The sequence below is a fragment of the Curtobacterium sp. VKM Ac-2887 genome (assembly GCF_015350935.1).
Taxonomy (GTDB): Bacteria; Actinomycetota; Actinomycetes; order Actinomycetales; family Microbacteriaceae; genus Curtobacterium.
The window spans coordinates 45554-68264 of sequence record NZ_JADKSB010000012.1 but is presented as its reverse complement, the minus strand read 5'-3'; the positions used below and the strand labels follow the sequence as shown (position 1 = coordinate 68264).

The 22711-nt window shown below is 71.9% G+C and carries 26 protein-coding genes; 19 read left to right on the top strand and 7 right to left on the bottom strand.

The features are described 5' to 3' along the window. The first annotated feature begins 139 nt into the window (after nt 1-139). Nucleotides 140-790, top strand: coding sequence for a tyrosine-protein phosphatase (locus ITJ69_RS14360; protein ID WP_194673096.1), 651 nt, complete (start codon nt 140-142; stop codon nt 788-790). Nucleotides 791-929: 139 nt separating this feature from the next. On the opposite strand, the gene ITJ69_RS14355 is transcribed toward ITJ69_RS14360, so the two are convergent. Continuing rightward, on the bottom strand, nt 930-1901 hold the full coding sequence (locus ITJ69_RS14355) for an aldo/keto reductase (RefSeq protein ID WP_123292709.1): 972 nt from the start codon (nt 1899-1901) through the stop codon (nt 930-932). A 166-nt stretch (nt 1902-2067) separates the two neighbouring features. Between ITJ69_RS14355 and ITJ69_RS14350 the strand changes: the two genes are divergently transcribed. Next, nucleotides 2068-3036, top strand: coding sequence for a beta-ketoacyl-ACP synthase 3 (locus tag ITJ69_RS14350; protein WP_194673095.1), 969 nt, complete (start codon nt 2068-2070; stop codon nt 3034-3036). Nucleotides 3037-3094: 58 nt separating this feature from the next. On the opposite strand, the gene ITJ69_RS14345 is transcribed toward ITJ69_RS14350, so the two are convergent. Continuing rightward, the gene (locus ITJ69_RS14345) at nt 3095-3997 is read right to left on the bottom strand and encodes a hypothetical protein (RefSeq protein ID WP_194673094.1); all 903 of its coding nucleotides are present in this window, start codon (nt 3995-3997) and stop codon (nt 3095-3097) included. Between the two features lie 38 nt (nt 3998-4035). Here ITJ69_RS14345 and ITJ69_RS14340 point away from each other — a divergent pair, with 38 nt between their 5' ends. After that, nucleotides 4036-4665: a hypothetical protein gene (locus tag ITJ69_RS14340; RefSeq protein ID WP_194673093.1), complete on the top strand. Its 630-nt coding sequence runs from the start codon at nt 4036-4038 to the stop codon at nt 4663-4665. Between the two features lie 35 nt (nt 4666-4700). On the opposite strand, the gene ITJ69_RS14335 is transcribed toward ITJ69_RS14340, so the two are convergent. The 5 genes from ITJ69_RS14335 to ITJ69_RS14315 form a co-directional block, all read right to left on the bottom strand. Beyond that, nucleotides 4701-5624: a hypothetical protein gene (locus tag ITJ69_RS14335; RefSeq protein ID WP_159573070.1), complete on the bottom strand. Its 924-nt coding sequence runs from the start codon at nt 5622-5624 to the stop codon at nt 4701-4703. Between the two features lie 252 nt (nt 5625-5876). Then, nucleotides 5877-6245 carry a flagellar assembly protein FliW gene (gene fliW, locus ITJ69_RS14330; protein WP_111086356.1) on the bottom strand — a complete coding sequence of 123 codons (369 nt, stop codon included), beginning with the start codon at nt 6243-6245 and terminating at the stop codon, nt 5877-5879. After that, nucleotides 6242-7111, bottom strand: coding sequence for a flagellar hook-associated protein FlgL (gene flgL / locus ITJ69_RS14325; protein WP_323743116.1), 870 nt, complete (start codon nt 7109-7111; stop codon nt 6242-6244). Before flgL ends, fliW begins: the two co-directional genes overlap by 4 nt. 14 nt (nt 7112-7125) lie before the next feature. Further along, complete coding sequence (gene flgK / locus ITJ69_RS14320; protein WP_194673091.1) at nt 7126-8547, bottom strand: flagellar hook-associated protein FlgK; 1422 nt, start codon at nt 8545-8547, stop codon at nt 7126-7128. 4 nt (nt 8548-8551) lie between these two features. Next, nucleotides 8552-9037, bottom strand: a complete 486-nt coding sequence (locus ITJ69_RS14315; protein ID WP_194673090.1) for a flagellar protein FlgN — start codon at nt 9035-9037, stop codon at nt 8552-8554. 463 nt (nt 9038-9500) lie between these two features. Between ITJ69_RS14315 and ITJ69_RS14310 the strand changes: the two genes are divergently transcribed. The 16 genes from ITJ69_RS14310 to ITJ69_RS14235 all read left to right on the top strand — a co-directional run bounded on the left by ITJ69_RS14310 (nt 9501) and on the right by ITJ69_RS14235 (nt 22704). Further along, on the top strand, nt 9501-10319 hold the full coding sequence (locus ITJ69_RS14310; RefSeq protein WP_123938152.1) for a sigma-70 family RNA polymerase sigma factor: 819 nt from the start codon (nt 9501-9503) through the stop codon (nt 10317-10319). Between the two features lie 117 nt (nt 10320-10436). Then, nucleotides 10437-11276: a flagellin gene (locus ITJ69_RS14305; RefSeq protein WP_181437623.1), complete on the top strand. Its 840-nt coding sequence runs from the start codon at nt 10437-10439 to the stop codon at nt 11274-11276. Between the two features lie 92 nt (nt 11277-11368). Next, a complete protein-coding gene (gene fliD / locus ITJ69_RS14300) occupies nt 11369-12769 on the top strand; it encodes a flagellar filament capping protein FliD (RefSeq protein ID WP_194673089.1) in 1401 nt (466 codons plus the stop codon). A gap of 10 nt (nt 12770-12779) precedes the next feature. Then, nucleotides 12780-13253, top strand: a complete 474-nt coding sequence (gene fliS, locus ITJ69_RS14295) for a flagellar export chaperone FliS (protein ID WP_131879945.1) — start codon at nt 12780-12782, stop codon at nt 13251-13253. Continuing rightward, nucleotides 13243-13599, top strand: coding sequence for a hypothetical protein (locus tag ITJ69_RS14290; protein ID WP_194673088.1), 357 nt, complete (start codon nt 13243-13245; stop codon nt 13597-13599). Before fliS ends, ITJ69_RS14290 begins: the two co-directional genes overlap by 11 nt. Nucleotides 13600-13815: 216 nt before the next feature. Next, nucleotides 13816-14160, top strand: a complete 345-nt coding sequence (locus tag ITJ69_RS14285) for a flagellar basal body rod protein FlgB (protein WP_123292719.1) — start codon at nt 13816-13818, stop codon at nt 14158-14160. Then, nucleotides 14157-14552 carry a flagellar basal body rod protein FlgC gene (locus tag ITJ69_RS14280; protein WP_235035933.1) on the top strand — a complete coding sequence of 132 codons (396 nt, stop codon included), beginning with the start codon at nt 14157-14159 and terminating at the stop codon, nt 14550-14552. Before ITJ69_RS14285 ends, ITJ69_RS14280 begins: the two co-directional genes overlap by 4 nt. Continuing rightward, entirely contained in the window at nt 14552-14887 is a 336-nt protein-coding gene (gene fliE, locus ITJ69_RS14275; RefSeq protein WP_194673087.1) for a flagellar hook-basal body complex protein FliE, read from the top strand. The genes ITJ69_RS14280 and fliE overlap by 1 nt, the downstream gene beginning before the upstream one ends. Continuing rightward, entirely contained in the window at nt 14887-16560 is a 1674-nt protein-coding gene (fliF, locus tag ITJ69_RS14270; RefSeq protein WP_194673086.1) for a flagellar basal-body MS-ring/collar protein FliF, read from the top strand. The genes fliE and fliF overlap by 1 nt, the downstream gene beginning before the upstream one ends. Continuing rightward, nucleotides 16557-17633 carry a flagellar motor switch protein FliG gene (fliG, locus tag ITJ69_RS14265; RefSeq protein WP_260212467.1) on the top strand — a complete coding sequence of 359 codons (1077 nt, stop codon included), beginning with the start codon at nt 16557-16559 and terminating at the stop codon, nt 17631-17633. The genes fliF and fliG overlap by 4 nt, the downstream gene beginning before the upstream one ends. Further along, the gene (locus ITJ69_RS14260) at nt 17626-18288 is read left to right on the top strand and encodes a hypothetical protein (RefSeq protein WP_194673085.1); all 663 of its coding nucleotides are present in this window, start codon (nt 17626-17628) and stop codon (nt 18286-18288) included. The genes fliG and ITJ69_RS14260 overlap by 8 nt, the downstream gene beginning before the upstream one ends. Next, complete coding sequence (locus tag ITJ69_RS14255; protein WP_194673084.1) at nt 18285-19628, top strand: FliI/YscN family ATPase; 1344 nt, start codon at nt 18285-18287, stop codon at nt 19626-19628. The genes ITJ69_RS14260 and ITJ69_RS14255 overlap by 4 nt, the downstream gene beginning before the upstream one ends. Continuing rightward, on the top strand, nt 19628-20059 hold the full coding sequence (locus ITJ69_RS14250; RefSeq protein ID WP_194673083.1) for a flagellar FliJ family protein: 432 nt from the start codon (nt 19628-19630) through the stop codon (nt 20057-20059). Before ITJ69_RS14255 ends, ITJ69_RS14250 begins: the two co-directional genes overlap by 1 nt. Next, nucleotides 20056-20781, top strand: coding sequence for a C40 family peptidase (locus ITJ69_RS14245; RefSeq protein WP_194673082.1), 726 nt, complete (start codon nt 20056-20058; stop codon nt 20779-20781). The genes ITJ69_RS14250 and ITJ69_RS14245 overlap by 4 nt, the downstream gene beginning before the upstream one ends. Continuing rightward, a complete protein-coding gene (locus tag ITJ69_RS14240; protein WP_194673081.1) occupies nt 20778-22235 on the top strand; it encodes a flagellar hook-length control protein FliK in 1458 nt (485 codons plus the stop codon). Before ITJ69_RS14245 ends, ITJ69_RS14240 begins: the two co-directional genes overlap by 4 nt. A gap of 25 nt (nt 22236-22260) precedes the next feature. Next, nucleotides 22261-22704, top strand: coding sequence for a flagellar hook assembly protein FlgD (locus ITJ69_RS14235; RefSeq protein ID WP_123292727.1), 444 nt, complete (start codon nt 22261-22263; stop codon nt 22702-22704). The last annotated feature ends 7 nt before the right edge of the window (nt 22705-22711 follow it).

Genomic DNA, 22711 nt, shown 5'->3' with positions numbered 1-22711 from the left:
CAGCTCCACGAGCACCACCCGCACGACGACGGGCCCCGCGCACACAGCAAGCGCGGGGCCCGTCGTCGTGCGGTCCGGCGTCTGTCGTCTTGCGTCTGTCGTCTGTCGTCTGTCGTCTGTCGTCTGGCAGGGTTGGGGTATGACGACGACGTCGACCCTCACCAACCTGCGCGAGGTCGGGGGACCGGGCCTGCAGGACGCCCGACCCCGCACCGTGTACCGCGCCAACACCGAACGCGTCGATGCCGACGCCTACCCGCACGGACTCGCCGCCGTGGTCGACCTCCGCCGTGACGACGAGGTCGCCCGCGTCCCGCACCCGCTCGGCAACACCGACGGCTACCGGCTCGTCCCGCTGTTCGACCCGTCGACCGTCGAGTCCGGCGCCCAGGCCGTGCAGCTCGACGAGCAGTACATCGACTGGCTCGAGCGCCACCGCACCGGGATCGCCGCCGCGTTCCGCGCCATCGCCCGGTCCGACGGCGACGTGCTCGTCTGCTGCTCCGCCGGCAAGGACCGCACCGGCGTCGTCAGCGGACTGCTCGCCCGACTCTGGGGCGCATCGATCGAGGCCGTCGGCGACGACTACGCCGCCAGCGCTGTCGGGCTGGCCGATCGGTTCGCCGCAGAGCGTGCGGTGAGCACCGACCCCGAGGCCACCGCTGTCGCGCAACGGTGCGTGCCGGAGACCATGACCACCGTGATCCGACACGTCGAGGCGCGGTGGGGCAGCGTCGCCGCGTACCTGCGCTGGGCCGGGCTGACGGACGCGGAGATCGCGGCGCTCTGACGGGCGTGCGTCGTCCTGGCGGCTCGCCACGTGCGGTGGTCGCAACGGCGGACGGGAGGCACGGTGCGCGTCCGACGCGCACCGTGCCTCCCGTCCGTGGCCCTGATCGCGGGCCGTGGTCCCGGCCCGTTCCGTCAGCTCACCAGGCGTAGTCCTCCGGTGAGGTCTTGTGCCCCGGGAAGATCTCGTCGAGCCGGTCCAGCGCACGCTGGTCCAGGCGGATGTCGACGGCGCGGACCGCGGACTCCCACTGCTCCATCGTGCGGGGGCCGGTGATCGGTGCGGTCACGCCGGGCTGGTGGAGGAGCCACGCGAGGGCGAGCTCGCCGGGCGTGTGGCCGAGCTCCTTGGCGAACGACTCGTAGGCGGTGAGCTGGTCGCGGTGCCCCTCGACGTACTCGGCGCTCCGACCCGACAGACGGCGGGAGCCGTTCTCGGTCTTCTCGATGACACCACCGAGCAGACCGCCCTGCAGCGGCGACCACGGGATGACGCCGAGGCCGTACTCGCGGGCGGCGGGCAGGACCTCGCGCTCGATGTCGCGCACCACGAGGTTGTAGATCGACTGCTCGCTCACCAGGCCGAAGGTGTGGCGGCGCTTCGCGGCCTCCTGCGCCTGGGCGATGTGCCAGCCCGCGAAGTTCGACGACCCGACGTACAGGACCTTGCCCTGCTGCACGGCGACGTCGATCGCCTGCCAGATCTCGTCCCACGGGGTCGCACGGTCGACGTGGTGGAACTGGTACAGGTCGATGTGGTCCGTCTGCAGACGCTGCAGGCTGGCGTCGAGCGACTGGCGGATGTTGAAGGCGCTGAGCTTGCCGCCGTTCGGCCAGTCGATCATGTCGCCGTAGACCTTGGTCGCCAGGACCGTCTTCTCGCGACGGCCGCCGCCCTTCGCGAACCAGCGGCCGATGATCTCCTCGGTGGCACCCTTGCCCACCGAGCCGCCGTAGCCGTTGGCGGTGTCGAAGAAGTTGACGCCGAGCTCGTGGGCCCGGTCCATGATGGCGTGCGAGTCGTCTTCAGTGGTCTCCGGGCCGAAGTTCATCGTGCCGAGCACTGCTCGTGAAACCGACAGCCCTGTCCGTCCGAGGTGTGTGTAGTCCATGGGTCCGGTCTACGCGCTCCGAGGGGCACCCTGCCAGGCCCTGGGAGTACCGGTTCTGCATGGTGGGGTGCATTGTTCTGCTTGCTGGGTGCATTGTTCTGCATGGTGCGTGGCTGCATGCCGTCCGGGGCATGTCCGCGATCCGGGGAGGAGTACCGTGACGACGGTGAACACCCCAGCACTCCGTGGCAGCCGGATCCTCGGGTTCGGTCACCACCAGCCCGAACGCATCCTGACCAACGACGAACTCTCGACCATGGTCGACACCAACGACGAGTGGATCCGCACCCGGACCGGGATCCAGACCCGCCACATCGCCGGTCCGGACGACAGCGTCACGTCGATGGCGATCGAAGCGGGCCGCAACGCCCTCGCCGACGCCGGCGTCTCGCCCTCGGCCGTCGGACTCGTCATCGTCGCCTCCACCACGCACCAGGACCGCGCGCCGTACACCGCCGGTCGGGTCGCCGCCGCGCTCGGGATGACGAACGGTCCGGCGCCCATCGACATCAACACCGCGTGCAGCGGGTTCGAGTACGCGCTCGCCCTCGCCGACCAGTCGATCCGCGTCGGGTCCACCGACGTCGCGCTCGTCATCGGGTCCGAGACCCTCTCCGCCATCGCCGACTGGACCGATCGGTCGACGTGCGTGCTCGTCGGTGACGGGGCCGGGGCCGCCGTGCTCGGCGTCGCCGACACCCCCGAGATCGGGCCCGTCTCATGGGGCAGCGTGCCGCACCTGCTCGACGCGGTGCGGGTCGAGGGGACGCCCGGCCGGTTCAACCAGGAGGGCCGATCGATCTACCGCTGGGCCATCACCGAGGCCGAGGGGCACGCCCGCAAGGTCGTCGAGGCCGCCGGGCTCACCATGGACGACATCGAGGTGTTCGCGTTCCACCAGGCGAACCTGCGGATCATCGAGCCGCTCGTCACCGCACTCGGCGGGGAGTCGAAGTTCGTCATCCGCGACGTCGTCGAGTCCGGGAACACCTCGGCCGCCAGCGTCCCGCTCGGGTTGTCGAAGGCATGGGCGCGTGGCGACCTGCCCGAGGGAGTCCCCGCGCTGCTGTTCGGCTTCGGCGGCGGGTTCGCGCACGCCGGCCAGGTCGCCAGGACGCCGGTGCGGTCGTTCTGATCGGGCGTCGGTCGTTCTGATCGGGCGTCGGTCGTTCTGATCGGGCCTGCCGCCCGGCTCAGCGCTCGGGCGTCTCCGACCAGAGGTCCTCGTCCTTCGCGGAGCCGCGGCGCCAGCCGAGTTGCTTCTGCTGCTTGGGCTGCTTGGGCTGCTTCAGCTGCTTGTCCTTGGGCTGCTTCTCGGGCTTCGCGGGCTTGGGCTCGAGGATGATCGGGAAGTGTGCCGACGGCGGCCCGAACCCGGTCCGCGAGGCCTGGATGACCTTCCGCCCGAGCGCGTGGTTGCCGAGCCCGCCGACGGCTGCGCCGATCCCGAACGGCAGTGCACGGCCGAGCACCGACGTCCCCTGACGCACTGCGAACCGCTTGATGAACTGGTCGCGGACCTGCCCGCCGAGGCCGTTGACGACCTGCTTCGGCAGGGACGAGGTCACCATCTCGCCCCAGAACGCCGTGCGCGCCTGACCGCCGGCGATCTGCCCGCCGAGCTGCTTGATGAGCTGTGTGCCCGGAGCACCGAGGATCATCGCCATCACCAGGGTCCGTGCCCGTTCGGGGTCGTCCAGGGCGATGCCGTGCACCTCGGTCACCGACTGGGCGAACAGCGCGGTGGTCTCGAGGAACCCGACCGTCTCCGCGCCGCTCAGCCCGAGGGCGGCCACCATCCCGACGCCCGGGATGACCGCGCTCGCACCGACTGCTGCGCCACCGGTGGTGACCGCGGTGAGGTACTGCCGCTCGAGGATCTGGATGACCTCGGCGGGGGTGGCGTCCGGCTTGCGTCGGCGGATCGCGTTGACGTGCGCCACGACCACCGGGCGCTGGACGCTGATGGCACGGTCGAGCCACTTGACCCACCCGCCGGGTTGTTGCGGCTGCGGGGTTCGGGAGTCGTCGGGCATGGGGGAGACCTGGGCGTTCGGCAGCGGCACGATCGCCTGGTCCTTCGGGGAGCGGGCCATGCGCTCACCGTACGCCGGGCATGTGGGAGGCTCGCTGGATGGACATCGACGGCGCGCCCGGTCCGGCTGACGACGCTCGTCGGGCCTCCGGGTTCCTGACGGTCGCCGAGGTGCGCGGCTTGCTGCCCGAGGTCGTGGTGCTCGACCCCGGCTCCGTGCTCGTCGGCGCGGACGTCACCCTTGCAGCCGGGGTGGTGCTGTACCCCGGAGTCGTGCTCGAGACGCGTGCCGGGGGTTCGATCGCCGTCGCATCCGGCGCGCGGCTCGGTCCGGGCCAGGTCACCGTCGTCGCCACCGCGGCCCGGGTGACCATCGGTTCCGCTGCCGAACTGGGCCCGGGGCCCGTCACGATCACGGCCACCGGGGCGGACGTGCTCGTGGGGGACGGCGCTCGGTTGTCGGGCGGCTGCCTCGTCGAGGGCCCCACCGAGCTCGGTGCCGGTGCGCAGGTGCTCGGGACGGTCGCCGTCCGTGACGCCGAGCTCGCAGCCGGGGGCGACCACCGCGAGCCCGACCCCGATCGCCGTGCCGGTGTGGTGAAGGGTGTCGGGCGGGTCCACGGCGTGCGGGTCGGTATCGGCGAAGTGATCGTCGGCGGTGGCGTGCCGAGTGCACCGCTCGTGATCGAACGGCAGCGCGAACACCACCCGGAGGCGCCGCGCCACTGACCCCGGCCGGCCCCTCGGAGCCGCTCGCCTGTTCGTCACCGGCACGGGACACCCGCCCGGCGGAGTGCTGCACGCACGCGGTCGGGCTGCATGAGGTCGGCCCACGACAACCGGACGACGAACCGGACCTCGGGGAACGAGCGGACGAAGTCCTCGCGACGCTTCTCCTGCCAGTGCGCCTCGGCGGTGCTCCGCCCCTCGAGCATCGTCGGGTCCTCGTACTTCGCGCGGCCGTCGACCTCGACCACGACGCCCTGATCGGGGAACCAGAAGTCCACGACGGCCGTCCCACCTCCGGTCCGTCGGAACTCGTGCTGCTGCACCGGCTCCGGCGCCCCGACCTGCCGGAAGCGCACCCGGCACACCGACTCCGCCGGCGACCCCGACAGCGCCGACCCCATCTCGATCGCCACCCCCGCCTTTGCCTGCGCCGAGCCCCGCAGTTCGAGATCAGCGGCCAGCGCCTCGGGCGTCGTGCGCCGATCGGCGAGCAGCTGGTCCACGACCGGCAGCGACTCGAGCAACGGACGGGTCGCAGCGACGTCCACCGCGCTCCGCGCCCACCCGGTGGTCCGCAGTCCGCCGGACTCGATGTACGCGGTCGGTGGCCGGGCTGCAGTGCCGTGCCGGACGAACCAGGCGGTCACCCGCGTGTGGGTGGTCGTCGGGTCGGACACGTGGACCTTCATCGGAGCTTCGCCGACGAGCGGCAGCCCGAGCACAGCGCACGCGGACTGGTGCGACACGAGGTCGCTGACGCGGATGCGGTGGAGCGATGCTCGGACGAGCACGTGGTGTCGTTCACCAGGGTGGAGATGGTCGAGCGCCCCGGGCCGGACCAGGACGCCGGGGCGGATCCGTTCGAGGACCCCGCGGTGGACATCGCGCTCGAGCGCCCGGCGTTCGGGATCCGGAAGGCCGGTCGTGCGGATGAGTTCGATGTCGTTCGCTCTGCCCATGCCCCACAGGCTGCTGGAAGCGAGTCGGAGCGAGGGCCCTACCGCGACGATCTGTGGACAGTCGAGCGCAACCGCCTTGTGTGGAGGAACGAGGGCGCTCCATTCGTGTGCACCTTGCGACGATGCACGTGTTGATCACCTCGTGCTTTGTCGACTCATGCACACGCAACAGTTGCGTGCGTATGTTCCGACGAACCACGCGCCGATCGACTCGTGGATTGTCGCAAAACGGGTGCGGGCCCCCCGCAGCACCTACGCCCGCGCGAGCTCCGCCCGCAGCGGCAGGTCCTGGTCCTCCAGGATGAGCTGCGCGCCCACGGCGGTCCGGGCGTTCACGACGATCGGCGCGAGCAGGTTGACGGTCGTCCCGGACGCGCCGGGGTTCGCCACCACGAGCAGCATGGCGTCGGCAGGGTCGGTCAGCTCGAGCCCAGCGGCCTGCTCGTCGGTGAGCTCGGGCGAGTACGACGGCAGGTGCACCGCGGCGTCGAGCACGAACAAGCGCGAGGAACCCCCGACGAGGGTGAACAGGCCCTCGGCGCCGTCCACCGGGGTCAGCGTGAAGACCGGTGCGGGGGACAGGCCGAACGGCGGGACGGCGAAGGTCAGGGAGATGCTCATCGGAGGTAGTCCATCAGGGTCGGCTGCAGGACCTTCGCGGTGACGGCGAGGGCTGCCTGGTAGTTGGTCTGCTGCACCTGCAGGTCGAGGACGGCCTTGGCGAGGTCGACGTCCTCGATGCCGGCGCGGCGGTTCTCGAGTGAGACGGCTGCCGTCTTCAGCGAGTCCTGGGCGGCGAGGGCGGTCGCGTGCCGGACACCGACGTCGGCCTGGGCACCGCGGACGGCACCGAGCGCGCCGTCGACGTCGTTGATCCGCGCGTTCACGTTCACCCCGTTCTGCAGGTCGCTGACGATGGAGTCGAGCACCCCGAACACCGACGACGCCCCGGTGCCGAAGACGTCGGCCCCGGCGGTGTCGACGCGCACGGTGGTGCCGTCGCCGATCCGGCGGGAGACGTCCGTGCCGGAGGCCGCCCACCCGGTCGCCGGGTCGTACGCGGCGGCGGCGGTCGAGGCACCGGCGAAGACCGAGCGGGTGCCGTAGGTCGTGTTGGCCCGTGCCTCGAGGTCGGACTTCAGCGACTGGAACTGCGTGATGAAGGCGTCGCGGTCGGTGTCGCTCATGGTGCCGGAGTTCGCCGCCTGCACGGTCAGGTCCCGCACGCTGTTCAGCACCGAGTAGACGCTGGACAGGGCGCTGTCGGTGGTCGCGAGCCAGGCGACGGCGTCGTTCGCGTTGCGCGTGTACTGCGCGGCGGCGGCCTGTTCCTTGCGGACCTGCATCGACGACGCGGCGCCGACCGGGTCGTCCGACGGCTTCTGGATCGCCTGCAGCGTGGTGGCCTGCTCGGTCAGCTGCGCCACGCGCGCCGCACCGGTCTGCAGCCGTGCCGAGGCCGCGGCCATCGACATCTGGGTGGTCACCCGGGTGATCACGATCAGCCCCTCCCGACGAGTCCGACGCGGTTGATGATGGTGTCGAGCATCTCGTCGACGGCGGTCAGGACGCGTGCCGCGCCCTGGTACGCGTGCTGGTAGCTCAGCAGGTTCACGTTCTCCTCGTCGAGGTCGACGCCGGCGCTCGACTGCTGCTGGGTGCGCGCGTTGGTCAGGGCGAGTCCGGTGAGCGTCGACTCCGTCGCGGCCGACCGGGAGGCGGTGCCCACCCCCGCCACGAACGTCGCCCAGGTCGTGTCGGCGGCTCCAGGGCCCGTGCCGAGTCGCGAGAGCGCATCGGCGAACGAGTCGTCGAGCTGCCCCGCCGCGTTCCGCGTCGCCAGGCCGGTGCCGTCCGTCGGGACGACGGACAGGCCCTGCGCTGCGGGGACGCCCGCCGCGAGGGCGAAGAACGCGGTGCCGGTGGTGCCGGCCGGGGTCGTGCCGGTGGCGTGCACGGCGTTGACCGTGGTGGCGAGCTGGGTCGCGACGGCGTCGTAGGACGCGGCGGCCTGGGCGAGCGCGCCGCCCGTGCCGTTCCCGTTCGCCGGGGCGAGGACGGCGAGGGCGCCACCGATCGACCCGCCGCTCAGGGACACCGCGCCGGCGGTGCCGGAGGTCCAGGTCAGGGTGACCGCGGCGCCGTCGGCGAGGCGTTCGCCACCGCCGAGGGCGACGGCGCGGGCGTCGGTGCCCTGCACGAGCGGGTTGCCGCCGAGCAGCACGTCGACCGTGCCGTCCGCGTTGGTGCGGGTCGTCCCGCCGGCGAGCGTCGCGATCTGCTCGGTGAGCTGGTCGCGCTGGTCGAGGAGTTCGTTCGCGGTGCCGCCGGAGGCCAGTGCGGTGCGGATCCGCCCGTTCAGGTCGGCCACCTGCTTCGCGGCGTCGTTCAGCTGGGTCACCTGGCCGGCCGCGGTGCCCCGGACCGAGGACCACTGCGCGTCGACGGCCTTCGACCCGGCGGCCAGGGCGGAGGCGACGGTGCCCGCTGCGCCGATGACGGCGCTGGCGGCACCCGGGTCGTCGGGGTGACTGGCGAGTTCGCTCCACGACGACCAGAAGGCATCGAGCTTGGCGCTCAGGCCGTCCTTGCCGGGCTCGTGCAGGCCGGTCTCGAGGGCGGACAGTGCCGTCGCACGGGCGTCGGCGTAGGCGGAGGACCCCGCGGCGACCCGGACGCCGACGTCGAGCGTCAGCGATGCCAGGCGGGCGATGCCGTCGACGGAGACGCCCTGACCGGCGAGGGCGGCGGTGCCGCGCATGAACCCGGTCTGCGTCGCGGGGATCGAGTTCTGCGTGACGCGCTGCCGCGTGTACCCGGCGGTGCCGGCGTTCGCGATGTTCTGGCCGGTGACGTCGATGCCGGCGCGGGCCGCGGCGAGGCCGGAGTACGCGGTGGCGAGGGAGCCGAAGGTGCTGACCACGGGGTTACAAGGTCCCCTCGAACAGGCGAGCGCCGTCGGAGCCGGCTCCAGAGGTGCCCGAGGCGTCGTAGGTCGCGGCGGTCGTCAGGGTGCCGGCGAGGGTCTCCTCGGTGGCCTGGGCGGCGGTGCGCAGGAAGCGGTCGTTCTCGTCGCGCAGGGCGCCGATCTGGGTGGTCAGCTCGACCATCGCGGTCAGGTGCGCGGCGAGGATCTCGCCCCACGGGCCGTTCGGCGCTGCGGCGACGACGTCGCGCAGGGGTGCATCGGCGGGGACGCCCCACTCCTCGGCGACCTCGGCACTCGACGCGGCGCGCTCGAGACCGGTGCTGCGGAGTCGTTCGAGGACCTGCTCGACCTCGCGGCTGGCGTGCGACACCCAACGGGAACGGCCCGCGGTGAGCAGGAGCTGCTCCTCCTCGAGCTTGAAGGTGAGCAGCTCGAGCAGTTCGCGTTCGCGCCAGAGCACGGCGGACAGGTCGTTCACGCTCATCAGCTCCTCCCGTGTGGGTCGTCGTCGGGTGTTCGGGTCTTCGGGTCCACCATCCGGCGGACACCGAGACCTATCGACCCGACGGCGGTGGTCGTAAGCGGCGGGGGACGTGACCTGCGAGGCGGACGTCCCCCGGGCCTCCCGGACAATCGGGAAACGCACCCCGTCCGGGGGACGGAAACGGTCGTTCTACGCGCTGGGTCCCCCCAAATGCCGACCGGGAAACACCGCGAATGCCCCCGCACTGGGGACGGATGAACCCCTGTTCAGGACATTGCCAGCCGATACATTCAGAACGCACCACGAGGGCGACCTCGAACCGCGTCACAGGGGCGCGGGGTGCACCGCTCGGAGGGAACCGGGCGGGTCTTCGGCGTACGCACCGGCCATCCGAGGCCGGCGTCCGTCGTGCCCAGGGACGGGTGAGTCGAGACAGTCACGTCAGGTCGATCAGGGGATCAGCATGGACCGCACCGCACGCAACGCGATGATCGTGGAGCACCTCCCGCTCGTGGGCTACATCGTCGCCGACGTCCGCTCCCGTGCCACGCACCTGGACCGCGACGACCTCGCCGCCGTCGGCTCCCTCGCCCTCGTCGCCGCTGCCGACGCGTTCGACCCCACCCTCGGCGTCCCCTTCGGCGCCTACGCCCGGACCCGGATCGCCGGAGCCCTCGCCGACGACATGCGCTCGGCCGACTGGGCGTCCCGCGGCACCCGGAAGCGGATCCGCGAGACCCTCGCCACGCAGGAGGCCCTGTCCGCCCGACTCGGCCGGAGCGTCGGCGTGCAGGAGATCGCGGACGCGATGGGTGTCGACCGGCAGACCGCCTCGGACGCGATGAGCGACGCGGCCCGTATCGTCGCGCCCCTCGACGAGACCGTGCACGACCTCGTCGCCGCCGACCTGCCGTTGCCCGGCGACGATCTGCTCGAGACCGAGAAGCGCCGCTATCTGCGCGCAGCCGTCGAGGCGCTGCCCGAGCGGATGCGCTTCGTCGTCGAGGCCGTCTACTTCGGGGACCGCTCGGTGACCGACGTCGCCGCGGAACTCGGCATCACGCACTCCGCCGTCTCGCAGCAGCGCTCCGAGGCGATGCGCCTGCTCCGCGACGGACTGGCCGCCCACTACGGCGACGGCGGTGCCGCCGCCGAACCCGCCTCGCGCACCACCGCGGCCCGCCGGAGCGCCTACCTCGCACGCGTCGCGTCGAACGCCGCCGCCGGCGTCGCACGTGCCGTCCACGACGCGACCGCGCCGGTCGCCGTGGCGGCGAGCTGAACCGTCGACGGGTATTTCCGTCGATTCCCTAACGACTCCCGGCACCCGGTCGAGAGTCATCCACGTCAGCCCACGGACGGGCTGTAGTACGACCCAGCATTCACGGAGGAAACCACCATGGGTATGTCCATCAACACCAACCTCTCGGCACTCAACACGTACCGGAACCTCAACTCGACGCAGAACGACCTGTCGAAGTCCCTCGAGAAGCTCTCGTCGGGTCTCCGCATCAACCGTGCTGCCGACGACGCGGCCGGTCTGTCGATCTCCGAGGGGCTGAAGTCCCAGGTCGGTGGCCTCACGGTCGCCGCCCGCAACGCGCAGGACGGCATCTCCGTCGTGCAGACCGCTGAAGGTGGCCTCACCGAGACCCACTCGATCCTCCAGCGCATGCGCGACCTGGCTGTCCAGGCCGGTAACGACTCGAACAACGAGGACTCGCGCAAGGCGATCACCACCGAGGTCGGCGAGCTCACCAAGGAGCTCACCCGCATCTCGCAGTCGACCAACTTCAACGGCATCAACCTGCTCGACGGCTCCGCCGGCACCGCAGGCGTCCTGAAGTTCCAGGTCGGCGCCAACGGCGACGCGGCGAGCCAGATCGACGTCGACCTGTCGAAGTCCAACGTGGAGTCCGTGTCGACCGCTGTCGGCGCCCTCACCTTCGACAGCGCGACGAACGCTCAGGCCGCCATCACCGCGATCGACGAGCAGATCAAGTACGTGTCCTCGGCACGTTCGAGCATCGGTGCTGTCCAGAACCGCTTCGACCACGCCATCAACGTGACGAACGTGGCCAAGGAGAACCTCACCGCTGCCGGTTCGCGCATCACCGACGTCGACATGGCCGAGGAGATGGTCAAGTACACGCGCGACAACATCCTCAGCCAGGCCGGCACGTCGATGCTCGCGCAGGCGAACCAGAGCACGCAGGGCGTGCTCTCGCTCCTGCGCTAGCACCCACGACGCCGCCTTCCGGGATCGTTCAGGCTTCCCGGGAGGCGGCGTCGCCCTCCTGACCATCCCCACGACGCCAGGGAGTGTCGACGATGTCATCGTCCGTGTCCTCGAGCACCAGCCTCGCGATCGACGGGCTCGTCAGCGGGCTCAAGACGACCGACCTCATCAACTCGTTGATGAGCGTCGAGGGCGTGCCGCAGACCCTGCTCAAGAACAAGCTCACGAGCACCAACTCGTTCATCTCGTCACTGCAGACGATCAACGGCTTGGTGCAGGCCCTCGCGACCAAGGCGAAGGACGCCGCCAAGGCGACCTCGCTCGACCTGTTCACGGCCACGAGCTCGTCGTCGAGCGTCACCGCCGTCACCGGCACGAACGCGAGCGCCGGGTCGCTGACGTTCAGCGTCGGCTCGACCGCGTCCGCCCAGGTCGGGGTCACCGCCGCGATGTCCACGTGGTCGGCCGCTGCCGAACCGATCACCCTGGTGGGTGCCGACGGCACGAAGACCACCGTCACGCCGTCGTCGGGCTCCCTCGACGACACGGTGTCGGCGATCAACAAGTCCGGGGCCGGCGTCACCGCCACGAAGGTCGCCGCGGGTGCGGCCGCCGACGGCACCAAGCTCTACCGGCTGCAGCTCACGTCCGCCAAGACCGGGGCCGCGGGGGGCTTCGAGGTGTACCGGGGGACCGCCGACCAGGTGACCGCCGGCACCGCGACGAACGTGCTGACCGAGGTCGGCGCCGCGGTCGTCGCCCAGGCGAAGGACGCCAGCGTCACGCTGTGGGCCGGCACCGCCGCCGAGCAGACGATCACGAGCGCGACGAACACGTTCACCGACCTGGTCCCCGGGCTCAGCGTCACCGTGTCGAGGGCCTCGACGGACCCGGTCACGGTCGGCGTCGCGCAGGACACCACGAAGGCCCAGTCCGTGGCGTCCGGACTCGTCGACGCGATGAACGCGGTCTCGGCCTACTACAAGACGAACACCGCGGTGACGAGCAGCACGAGTGCCACCAGCGGGTCGACGACCACGACCGCCGGGGTCCTGATGGGCGACGGCACCACGCGCGACGCCGTGCAGCGCCTGGGCAGCACCATGTCGGCGCCCGTCGGCGGGAAGTCGCCGTCGTCGATCGGCATCTCGATCACCAAGGACGGCAGCTTCACCTTCGACGCCGAGGCCTTCCAGAAGGCCCTCGCCACCGACCCCGAGGGCACGCAGGCGATGCTGTCCGGCGTCTCCGCGAACGTCGGTGCAGCCGCCACCGCGGCGTCCGACAAGTACGACGGGTCCATCACCACGACGATCACCGGCCAGCAGGCGGTCGCCAAGGACCTCAACACCCAGATCGACAGCTGGACCGACCGACTCACGATGCGCCGCGCATCGCTCCAGACGCTGTACTCGTCGCTCGAGACCAGCCTCAGCAAGCTCCAGTCCCAGTCCAGCTGGCTCGCCAGCCAGCTCGCGGCGACGACGAGCTGACGGGATCACCATGACCTTCGACTTCCAGGCCGCCGCCTTCCGCCAGGCCGCGCAGCCCCGCACCGTGACCGACCAGCGTCGCGCCCAGTACACGAACGAGGCCGTCCTGTCGGCCACCCCGGCGCAGCTCGTCACGATGCTCTACGACCGGTTGCTGCTCGACCTGCACCGCGCCGAGGCCGCACAGACCAGCGCCGACTGGGACGCCGCCCGCGAGCAGCTGCTGCACGCGCAGGCGATCGTCGGCGAGCTGTCGTCCACGCTGCGGATCGACGTCTGGGACGGGGGCGAGGGCCTGCTCGCCGTCTACAACTACGCGTCGACGTCCCTCATCACCGCGAACGTGCACCGTGACGTGCAGGCGACGCGCGACTGCATCCGGATCCTCGAACCCCTGCGGCAGTCGTGGCACGACGCCGCGGCGTCGCTGCCGGCGACGCCGACCCGCCAGCAGTCGACGGGCGGAGCCCTCGGTGTCGCGTGAACCGGCACCGTCGCCCGAACCGACACCGTCGCCTGAGCAGGAGGTGTCGCCCGAGCAGGTCGACCACCGCCTCGCCTGGGAGGCCCTCCTCGACTCCCTGGAGCACGACGCTGCCCGGCAGGCGGCCGACCCCACGGCCGTGGTGGAGTGGTCGGAGCCGGCCGGGCTGGGTCCGGTGCCGCGCGCGTTGGTGGGGCGTGCCTCCCGGCTGCTCGCTGCGCAGCGCGACCGCATCGCGGAACTGGAGTCGGACCGACGCGCGACGCTCGAGCACCTCGGTGCGCTGCGCGCCGTCGACGCGACCCGCGAGCCCCGTGGCGCGGTCTACCTCGACGCGTCCGCCTGACCCGCGCTCCCGCCACCTGTTCCACGACGAAGCACGCGTCGTTCGACGAGTGGTCTGTCGCAGAAGTGGTGCCACCCCCGTTCGGGGCGAGGGCTAACGCGGCCGGGGACGGGCACCGATAGCGCCACACGAGCACGGATCGCTCACCAGTTCGGCCACGGATCGGCCACCACCGCACGGCGACGTCCCACGGCGACGCCTGACGAGGGGACCACCGTGTTCGATTCCGTGACGAGCGTCGCGCTGCAGAGCGCACTCGACGGTCTGTCGATGCGCCAGAAGGTGATCGCGAACAACATCGCGAACATCAACACGCCGAACTACCACGCCGAGAAGGTCCAGTTCGAGGACGCCCTGGCGAAGTCGATCACCGACGGCAGCGGGAACACCGCGCCGACGGTCGCCCGCAGCCTCGAGCCGACGAACACGAACGGCAACAACGTCAACCTCGACGAGGAGACGCTCTCCAACGTCGACACCGTGCTCCGGTACCAGTTCGCCACGCAGGCGATGAACTCCGAGCTCACGAGCGTCCGTGCGGCGATGCGGACGAACTCGTGACGACCTTCGACGCGATCGGCATCGCGAGCACCGGCATGACCGTGCACCGGAAGTGGCTCGACGCCGTCGCCGACAACATGGCGAACGCGAACACCGTGAAGTCGATGGACGACACCGCGTTCCAGGCCCGATACGTCGAGGTCCAGGAGGGCAACGGCGTGTCCGGCGCCTACGTCAAGGGCGCCGCGTTCGGCAGCGCCGCCGGCCGGGTGACCTACGACCCGGACAACCCGCTCGCGAACGACGAGGGCTACGTCCGCATGCCGGACATCGACCTCGGCACGCAGATGGCGGACCTCATCATGGCCCAGCGCGGCTACCAGGCGAACGCCGCCGTGGTCGACCGTGCCAAGACCGCCTACGAGGCGGCACTGCAGATCGGGAAGAACTGATGCCCATCGACGCCGTCAACGGTGTGACCACCAACGCGATGACGAACGCACTGACCAGTGTGTCCGGCACCCCCAGCGACGTCACCGGCACCGCCGGCGCGACCAGCACCGACGGCAGCGGGTTCGCCGCCAGCCTCGGGAACGCCGTCGACGGGCTGCAGGCGCTGCAGAGCGACTCGAAGACCCTCGCGCTCAAGGCCGTCACCGGCAACCTCGACGACATCCACGACGCGACCATCGCCGCCACCCGCGCGCAGGTCACGCTCGAGCTCGTCTCCGCCGTCCGCAACAAGGGCGTCGACGCGTTCAACGAGATCATGAGGATGCAGGCCTGATGCCCGTCGCCGTCAAGAACGTCTTCGCGCGCCTGTCGGCGTACGTCAAGGGCTTCTCCGCCGCCCAGCGCACCATCGCGATCCTGGTGATCGCCGCGCTCGTGCTCGGTGGGATCGCCCTGGCGTCGTGGCTCGGCAAGGCGTCCTACGCGCCGCTCTTCACCGGGCTGGCCGCCGCCGACGCGAGCTCCATCACCGACCAGCTGCAGACCGACGGTGTGCCGTTCCAGCTCACCGACGGCGGCGCGACGATCCTGGTGCCGCAGGCGCAGGTGTACTCGGAGCGCCTCAAGGCCGCGTCGAACGGGCTGCCGTCGTCGAACGAGGGCGGCTACTCGCTGCTCGACCAGATGGGCGTGACGAGCTCGGAGTTCCAGCAGGACGTCACCTACAAGCGGGCGATGGAGGGCGAGCTCGCCAAGACCATCGGCGCGATGGACGGCGTGCAGACCGCGACCGTGCAGCTCGCGATCCCGGAGAAGTCCGTGTTCGTGTCCGAGGAGAAGGACCCGACGGCGTCGGTGTTCATCGCCACCGACAACGGCACCCAGCTGAGCACCGACCAGGTGCAGGCGATCGTGCACCTGACCAGCGCCTCGGTCGAGGGCATGCAGACCACCGACGTCTCGGTCGTCGACGCCAAGGGGCAGACGCTGTCCGCCGTCGGGACCGGTGCGACCGGCAGCGGCGCCGACCAGGCCGCCGACTACGACGCCGCGACGAGCAAGAAGATCCAGGACCTGCTCGACACCACCCTCGGGGCCGGCAACGCGACGGTCGTGGTCTCCGGCACGATGAACCAGGAGTCCGGCACGCGCACGTCGGAGAGCTACACGTCACCGACCTCGGGTCCGGTCGCGCTCAACGAGTCGAGCACCACCGAGCAGTACGGCTCCGGCGCCGCGGGCGCGTCGAGCGGTGCGACCGGGGTCCTCGGCCCGGACAACATCGCCGTGCCGAACGGCACCGCCACGAGCGGCACCGGTGACGGCGGCTACACCAACGAGTCGGCGACGAAGAACAACGCCGTCGACCACACCACCGAGACCACGCAGATCCCCTCCGGGTCCCTCGACCGGCAGACCATCTCGGTCGCGCTGAACTCGAAGGCCGACGCCGTGCAGAACGCGAACCTGCAGAGCATCAACGACCTGGTGTCGGCCGCCGCCGGCGTCGACCAGAACCGCGGCGACCAGGTCAAGGTCGCGATGATGGACTTCGACACCAGCGGCGCCGACCAGGCCGCGAAGGCCCTCGAGGCGCAGCAGAAGGCCGACCAGCAGGAAGCCCTGTGGTCGTCGATCCGCACCGCCGGCATCGTCATCGGCATCCTGCTCGCGCTCATCGCCGTCATGTTCGTCATCGCCCGTCGCAGCCGGAAGCAGGAGCGCGAGGCCGTCGACCTCGGCGAACTCGACGCCTTCGCCGGCGAGACGTTCCAGCTGCCCCTCGCGATGGACGGCGCCGCCGACCGCGCGACCCTCGGTGCCGGCGACGCCCCCACCGCCGTGCTGTCGACGATGCCCGCCGGTGACCCGCCGACCGAGGTGCTGACGACCGACGAGATCACGGCCGAGCGCCGCCGTCAGGACATCTCCGCGCTGGCCGAACGCGACCCGAAGCGCACGGCCGAACTCCTGCGCGGGCTCCTCGACGACCGGGCACCGGTGTGAGCGCCCTGATGCCGAGCGGCAGCAACGGCAACGGCAACGGCCCGGGCACCGGCAAGGGTTCGAACGACCGTGCCCTGACCGGCGCCCAGAAGGTCGCGCTCATCCTCATGCAGATGGACACCGACCGCGCGGCCGAGGTGATGAAGCAGTTCACCGAGATGGAGGCCGAGGAGATCTCGGCCGAGATCGTCCGGATGCGCCGCGTCGAGGACACCGTCGTCGACCAGACCATGTCGGAGTTCCACCGGATCACGATGAGCGGCCGGCTGCAGAAGCGTGGCGGCAAGGAGACCGCGCTCGGGCTGCTCGAGGCGTCCTTCGGGGCCGAGCGCGCCGCGGGCGTCATGGACCGGCTCGCCTCGAACCTGGCCGGCCAGTCCTTCGACTTCCTCGACGACGCCGAGCCCGGGCAGGTCATCACCCTGCTCGAGGGCGAGCTGCCGCAGACCATCGCCCTCGTCCTGGCCCACCTCAAGCCCGGTCAGGCGAGCGCCGTCCTCGCCGGTGTCGACGAGCGCGTCCGCACCGACGTCGCGCAGGCGTTCGCCACGATGGGCAGCGCGACCCCGGAGGCCGTCGGGATCGTCGCGGGTGTCCTGCGGCAGCGCGCCGGCGCCGTCGTGTCGCCGCGCGAGAGCGTCGAGGTCGTCGGCGGCATCGCGCCCCTGGTCGACATCATCAACCGCTCCGACGTCGCCACCGAGAAGGCCGTGCTCGACGGGCTCGAGGCCCGCGACCCGGAACTCGCCGAGGACATCCGCTCGCGCATGCTCACCTTCGAGGACATCGTCAAGCTCGAGTCGCGCGACATCCAGCAGGTGCTGCGCGGCATCGACTCGAAGCTCCTCGCGACCGCCATGAAGGGTGCGGCCGGACCCGTCGTCGAGACGATCCGCGCGAACGTGTCCGAGCGCAACCGCTCGCTGCTCGACGACGAACTGCAGGCCATGGGCCCGGTCCGCGTCTCGCAGGTCGAGGAGGCGCGCGCCGAGGTCGTCCGTTCCGTGCGCGAGCTCGAGGCGCAGGGCGTCATCACCGTGCACCGTGCCGAGGAGGACGAGCTCGTTGACTGACACCACGACCGCCGGCACCGTGCAGCGCATCGCGTTCCCCGCGATCGGCACCGCCGCCGCGACCGAACGTGCGTCCGGCGCCGACGTCCGCGGCCACGCCGCCGGCTACACGGCGGGACTCCGCGCCGCACAGGCCGAGACGGACGCCCTGCGCGCCCGCCTGCAGGCCGAACACGCCGCGCTGACCGCGTCGCTGCGCGCGGACACCGTCCGCCGCATCGCCGTCCTCGACGCCGCGACGAACGCGATGCTGTCCACGGTCGCGCCCGTCCTGAGTGACGCCGAGGCGTCCGTCGCCAGCGCGGCCACGGACCTGGCCGAGGCGATCGTCGGGTACGAGATCCGTGCCTCCCGTCCGGCGGTCGGTACCGATGACGACCGGGAGGCCCGGATCACGTCCGGTGCCGAGACCACCGTCCGGCGGGCGCTCGCGTCCATCGACCGCAGCGTCCCGGTGGCCGTCCGGCTCAGCCCGGCGGACGCCGCCCGCGTCGCCGACGTCGATCTGCCGGTGCCCGTGGTCGCGGACCCCGCGCTGCGGGACGGCGACGCCGTCGTCGACCTGCCGGACGGCATCCTCGACGCCCGGATCGCCACCGCACTCGACCGCGCCCGCACGGCACTGGGTGTCGAGCTGCAGGGGGTGTCCGCGTGACCGCCACGCTGCTCCGCCCCCGCGGGCTCGACGACGCCCTGCGGCAGGCCGCACCCCAGCGGGTCGGCGTCGTCACGAGCGCCGTCGGCCTCGGGCTGACGATCGCCGGGCTCGACGCCCACGTCGGCGAGGTCGTCACGGTCGGACCGGAGGACGGCGTGCAGACCGCCGTCGAGGTCGTCGCGACCGACGCCACCGGCGTGCGCTGCATGCCGCTCGGCCGCCTCACCGGTGTGACCGCCGGCACCCCCGCACGCCCCACCGGCCGGCCGGTGCTCGTGCCGACGGGTGCCGGGCTGTTCGGCCGTGTGCTCGACGGGCTCGGCCGACCGATCGACGACCGCGGACCGCTCGTCGGTGCCGGTGGCGAGCCCGTCGACTGGGTGCCGCTCGACCACGCGACCCCGAACGCGATGGCACGCACCCGCATCGACACCCCGATGCAGCTCGGCGTGCGGGTGCTCGACACCCTCACCACGGTCGGCCGTGGCCAGCGCATGGGGCTCTTCGCAGGCTCCGGTGTCGGCAAGTCCTCGCTGCTGTCGATGATCGCTCGGGGGAGCGACGCCGCCGTCAACGTGATCGCACTCGTGGGGGAGCGTGGCCGCGAGGTGCGCGAGTTCCTCGAGGACGACCTGGGCCCCGAGGGCCTCGCCCGCTCGATCGTCGTCGTGTCGACCTCGGACGAGCCCGCCCTCATGCGTCTGCGCGCCGCGTTCGTGGCCACCCGCATCGCCGAGTCGTTCCGCGACGCCGGCCAGGACGTCGTGCTCATGATGGACTCGCTCACCCGCGTCGCGATGGCACAGCGTGAGATCGGGCTCTCGGTGGGGGAGCCGCCGGCCACCCGGGGCTACCCGCCGTCGACGTTCTCGGTGCTCGCCGGGCTGCTCGAGCGTGCCGGGACGGACCGCGTCGGCAGCATCACCGGCATGTACACCGTGCTGGTCGACGGCGACGACCACAACGAGCCGATCGCCGACGCCGCCCGCAGCATCCTGGACGGTCACGTCGTGCTCGACCGGAAGCTCGCGATCACCGGGCACTTCCCGTCCGTGGACGCCCTCGGCTCGGTGTCCCGTGTGGCCTCGAAGGTGACGGACCCGGCGCAGCGCGGTGCCGCGACGACCCTCCGCAAGGTGATGGCCGCGCGTGCCGCCGCCCAGGACCTGCTCGACGTCGGCGCGTACCAGCGCGGCTCGAACCCGCTCGTCGACGCCGCCGTCGACCACCAGGGCGCGATCGACGCGTTCCTGCGCCAGGGGATGGACGAGCGGGCGACCGCCGATGCGTCCTGGCAGCGACTCGGTGGTCTCGTGCAGCAGCTGGGGGTGTCGTGATGGCCCGCCGCTTCCCGCTCGCGGCGCTCCTGCGCCTGCGGCACACCGAACAGGACCGCGCCGCAGCCTCGCTCGCCACCGCGAACGAGCGCGTGCGCGACGCCGCCGACGCCAGGATCGCCGCGCGCCGCAGCCTCGCCGACGCCGAGGGCGCGCAGCCGATCGAGGACGCCGCGACCCTGAGCGCCGTCGCCGCTGCGCGTGCCGCGACCCGCGGGATGCTCGAGGAGCTCGACGCCGTGGTCCGGACCCGCCGCGCGGACGCCGACCGGGCACAGGAGGAGTACACCGCCGCACGACGTGCCGCGGTCGGTCTGGAGAAGCTCGAGGGCAAGCACGCCGCCGAGCAGGCCGCCGAGGAACTCCGCACCGAACAGAACGCCCTCGACGAGATCGCGGCACGACGCCGCACGGAAGGTGGTGCCCGATGAGCGTCGAAGCGGTGCTCTCCCGGATCTCCGAGATCCGCTCCCAGATCGACACCCTGCGCGGTGGCTCGGCCGCGGCGACGAGTACGTCGTCGTCCGCCGGGTCGACCAGCGCGTCGTCGAGCGCCTTCGCCGACGCCCTGGCCACGGCGACCGGGAACACCGGGACCGCGACCGCTGCTGCCGCTGCGGCGACCACCAGCAGCGCGCCCGCCACGTCGGTCGACGCTGGCGCGGGCACCCTCGCGACGGGCAGCGGCGCCACCGGCTCCGACGTCGTCGCGGACGCGAAGAAGTACCTCGGCGTGCCCTACGTGTTCGGCGGCACCACGACCGCTGGCATGGACTGCTCGGGCCTGGTGCAGACGGTGTTCAAGGACCTCGGCGTGACCATGCCGCGGGTCGTGCCGGACCAGGCGAAGATGGGCGTCGAGGTCGGCTCCCTGAAGGACGCACAGCCCGGCGACCTGATCATCCCGAAGGGCGAGGGCCACGTCGTCATCTACGTCGGCGACGGCAAGGTGCTGCACGCGCCGCGCCCCGGCAAGGACGTCCGCATCGTCGACAACTGGTACTCGGACGCCGACATCGCCACCATCCGTCGCATCGTGCCGGCGCAGGCGTCCGCCACCCCGGCGACGACCGCGACCACCGCCGCGAGCAGCGCCACCGACCTGCAGACCGCCGCGCTGCTGTCCATGATGCAGTCCGGGAGCGCCGCATGAGCCTGACCATCGCCACCCAGCCCGCGCCCGCTCCGACGAGCAGCGCTGCGCCCGCCCGCACCACGTCCGACGCCGGCGGTGCCGGTTCGTTCGACGCCGCCCTGTCCGCGGCCGCCGCGACGGATCGTCGTGCCGGTGAGCGTGCACCGGCGCGCCGGGACGACTCCCGCGCAGCCGACGACACCGGTTCGACCACACCGACGAACGCTTCGACGACCAGCACCGGGACGGACGTGGCGGCTGTCGCTGACGGCGGGACCGCTGCCGCCGCGGAGGCCCAGACGCCCACGCTCCCGCTCCCACTCGCAGGAACGGTGCCCGCCTCAGTCCCTCCGATCGTGACGACGACCCCTGCCGAGACGGTCACACCGGCGACGTCGACCGCGCCCGAGCCGACGGCGCAGGTCGTCACCGCGACGACGGCGGCCCCGACGCCCGCCCCGGAGACGACCACGCGGACGACGACTGCTGCCGTCTCCGCCGCCACCGGCGCTGCCACGGGCACCGTGGTCCCGCTGTCGGCAAGCACCACGGCGTCCGCCCCATCCGCCACTGCACAGGCACCGGGTACGACCGCCGCAGTCCCCGCGGACGGCCCCGCACCGTCACCGGCGTCCGCCCCGAGGCCCGGCACCCCGTCCGGCGGGACGACCGGCACCGGCACAGGCACCGGCACCGTCGGAGTCACGAGCACGAGCACGAGCAGCGCGCCCACTGCCACTGCCGCTGCAGCCGGAGCAGCAGCGACGCTCCAGCCGACCGGCCCGGCCACCCAGTCCACCCAGCCCACCGACGCCACCGCCCCCGCGATCCCGACCGTCGTGACCGTGGCAGCGGCGACCGCCGCGCGGGGTGGGCAGACCGGCCACGGGACGGACCAGCAGGGATCGACGGCGGGTGATCCGGGCCTCCCGGCAGTCACCACCACGCGCGGCGGCGAGACGCCCTTCGTCCTGCCCACCACGCCGACCGCCGCGCCCGCCCCCGTCGCTGCCGCCGCGCCGGTCACGTCCCAGACGGCCACGCCCGCGCCCCTCGGTCAGCAGCTCGCGCGCCCGGTGTTCTCGCTCGCGCAGGCCGGCCCCGGGGAACACGTCGTCACGGTGCAGGTCGTGCCGGACAGCCTCGGACCGGTCACGGTCCGCGCACACGTCACCGCGCACGGCATGCACGTCGAGCTGTTCGCGGCGTCCGAAGCGGGCCGCGACGCGGTCCGCCAGGTGCTGCCCGACCTGCGGCGCGACGCCGCCGGCACCGGGCTGAGCACGACGCTCGACCTGTCGTCGCAGAACCACCCGGGCACGTCGGCGGGTCGCGACCAGCGACCGGCCGGCGGCCGCCCGCGTGCCGACGCCGGCCTGGAGGCACGGCGCACCTCCGCCGCGCAGCCAGCCTCAGCCGCCGCCACGTCCACCTCCACCATCCGCACCGCGGGACTCGACGTCCTCGCCTGACCGGCTCACGAACAGGAACGCAACCATGCCCATCGACGGCATCACCGGCAGCGTGGACCAGGCTGCCCAGGCCGCGGCCCTCGCCGCGAACTCGACCGCGAAGAAGTCCCAGACGATGGACTCCGAGGTGTTCATGAAGCTGCTCGTCACGCAGCTGCAGAACCAGGACCCGTCGTCGCCGATGGACACGAACCAGATGATCAGCCAGCAGACGCAGCTCGCGATGATGGAGCAGATCACCAACCAGACCACGACGGGGAACGAGAACTTCTCGCTCCAGATGCGCATCGCCGCCGCGAACCTCGTCGGCAAGCAGGTCAGCTACACCGACGCTGCGACCGGTACCGCCGTCACCGGGACCGCCTCGGCCGTGTCCTACGCGAACAGCGTGCCCACGGTCACCGTGAACGGGAAGGAGGTCGCTCTCGACGTGATCTCCGGCATCACCACCACCGCTCCGGCTTCCTGACCGTTCT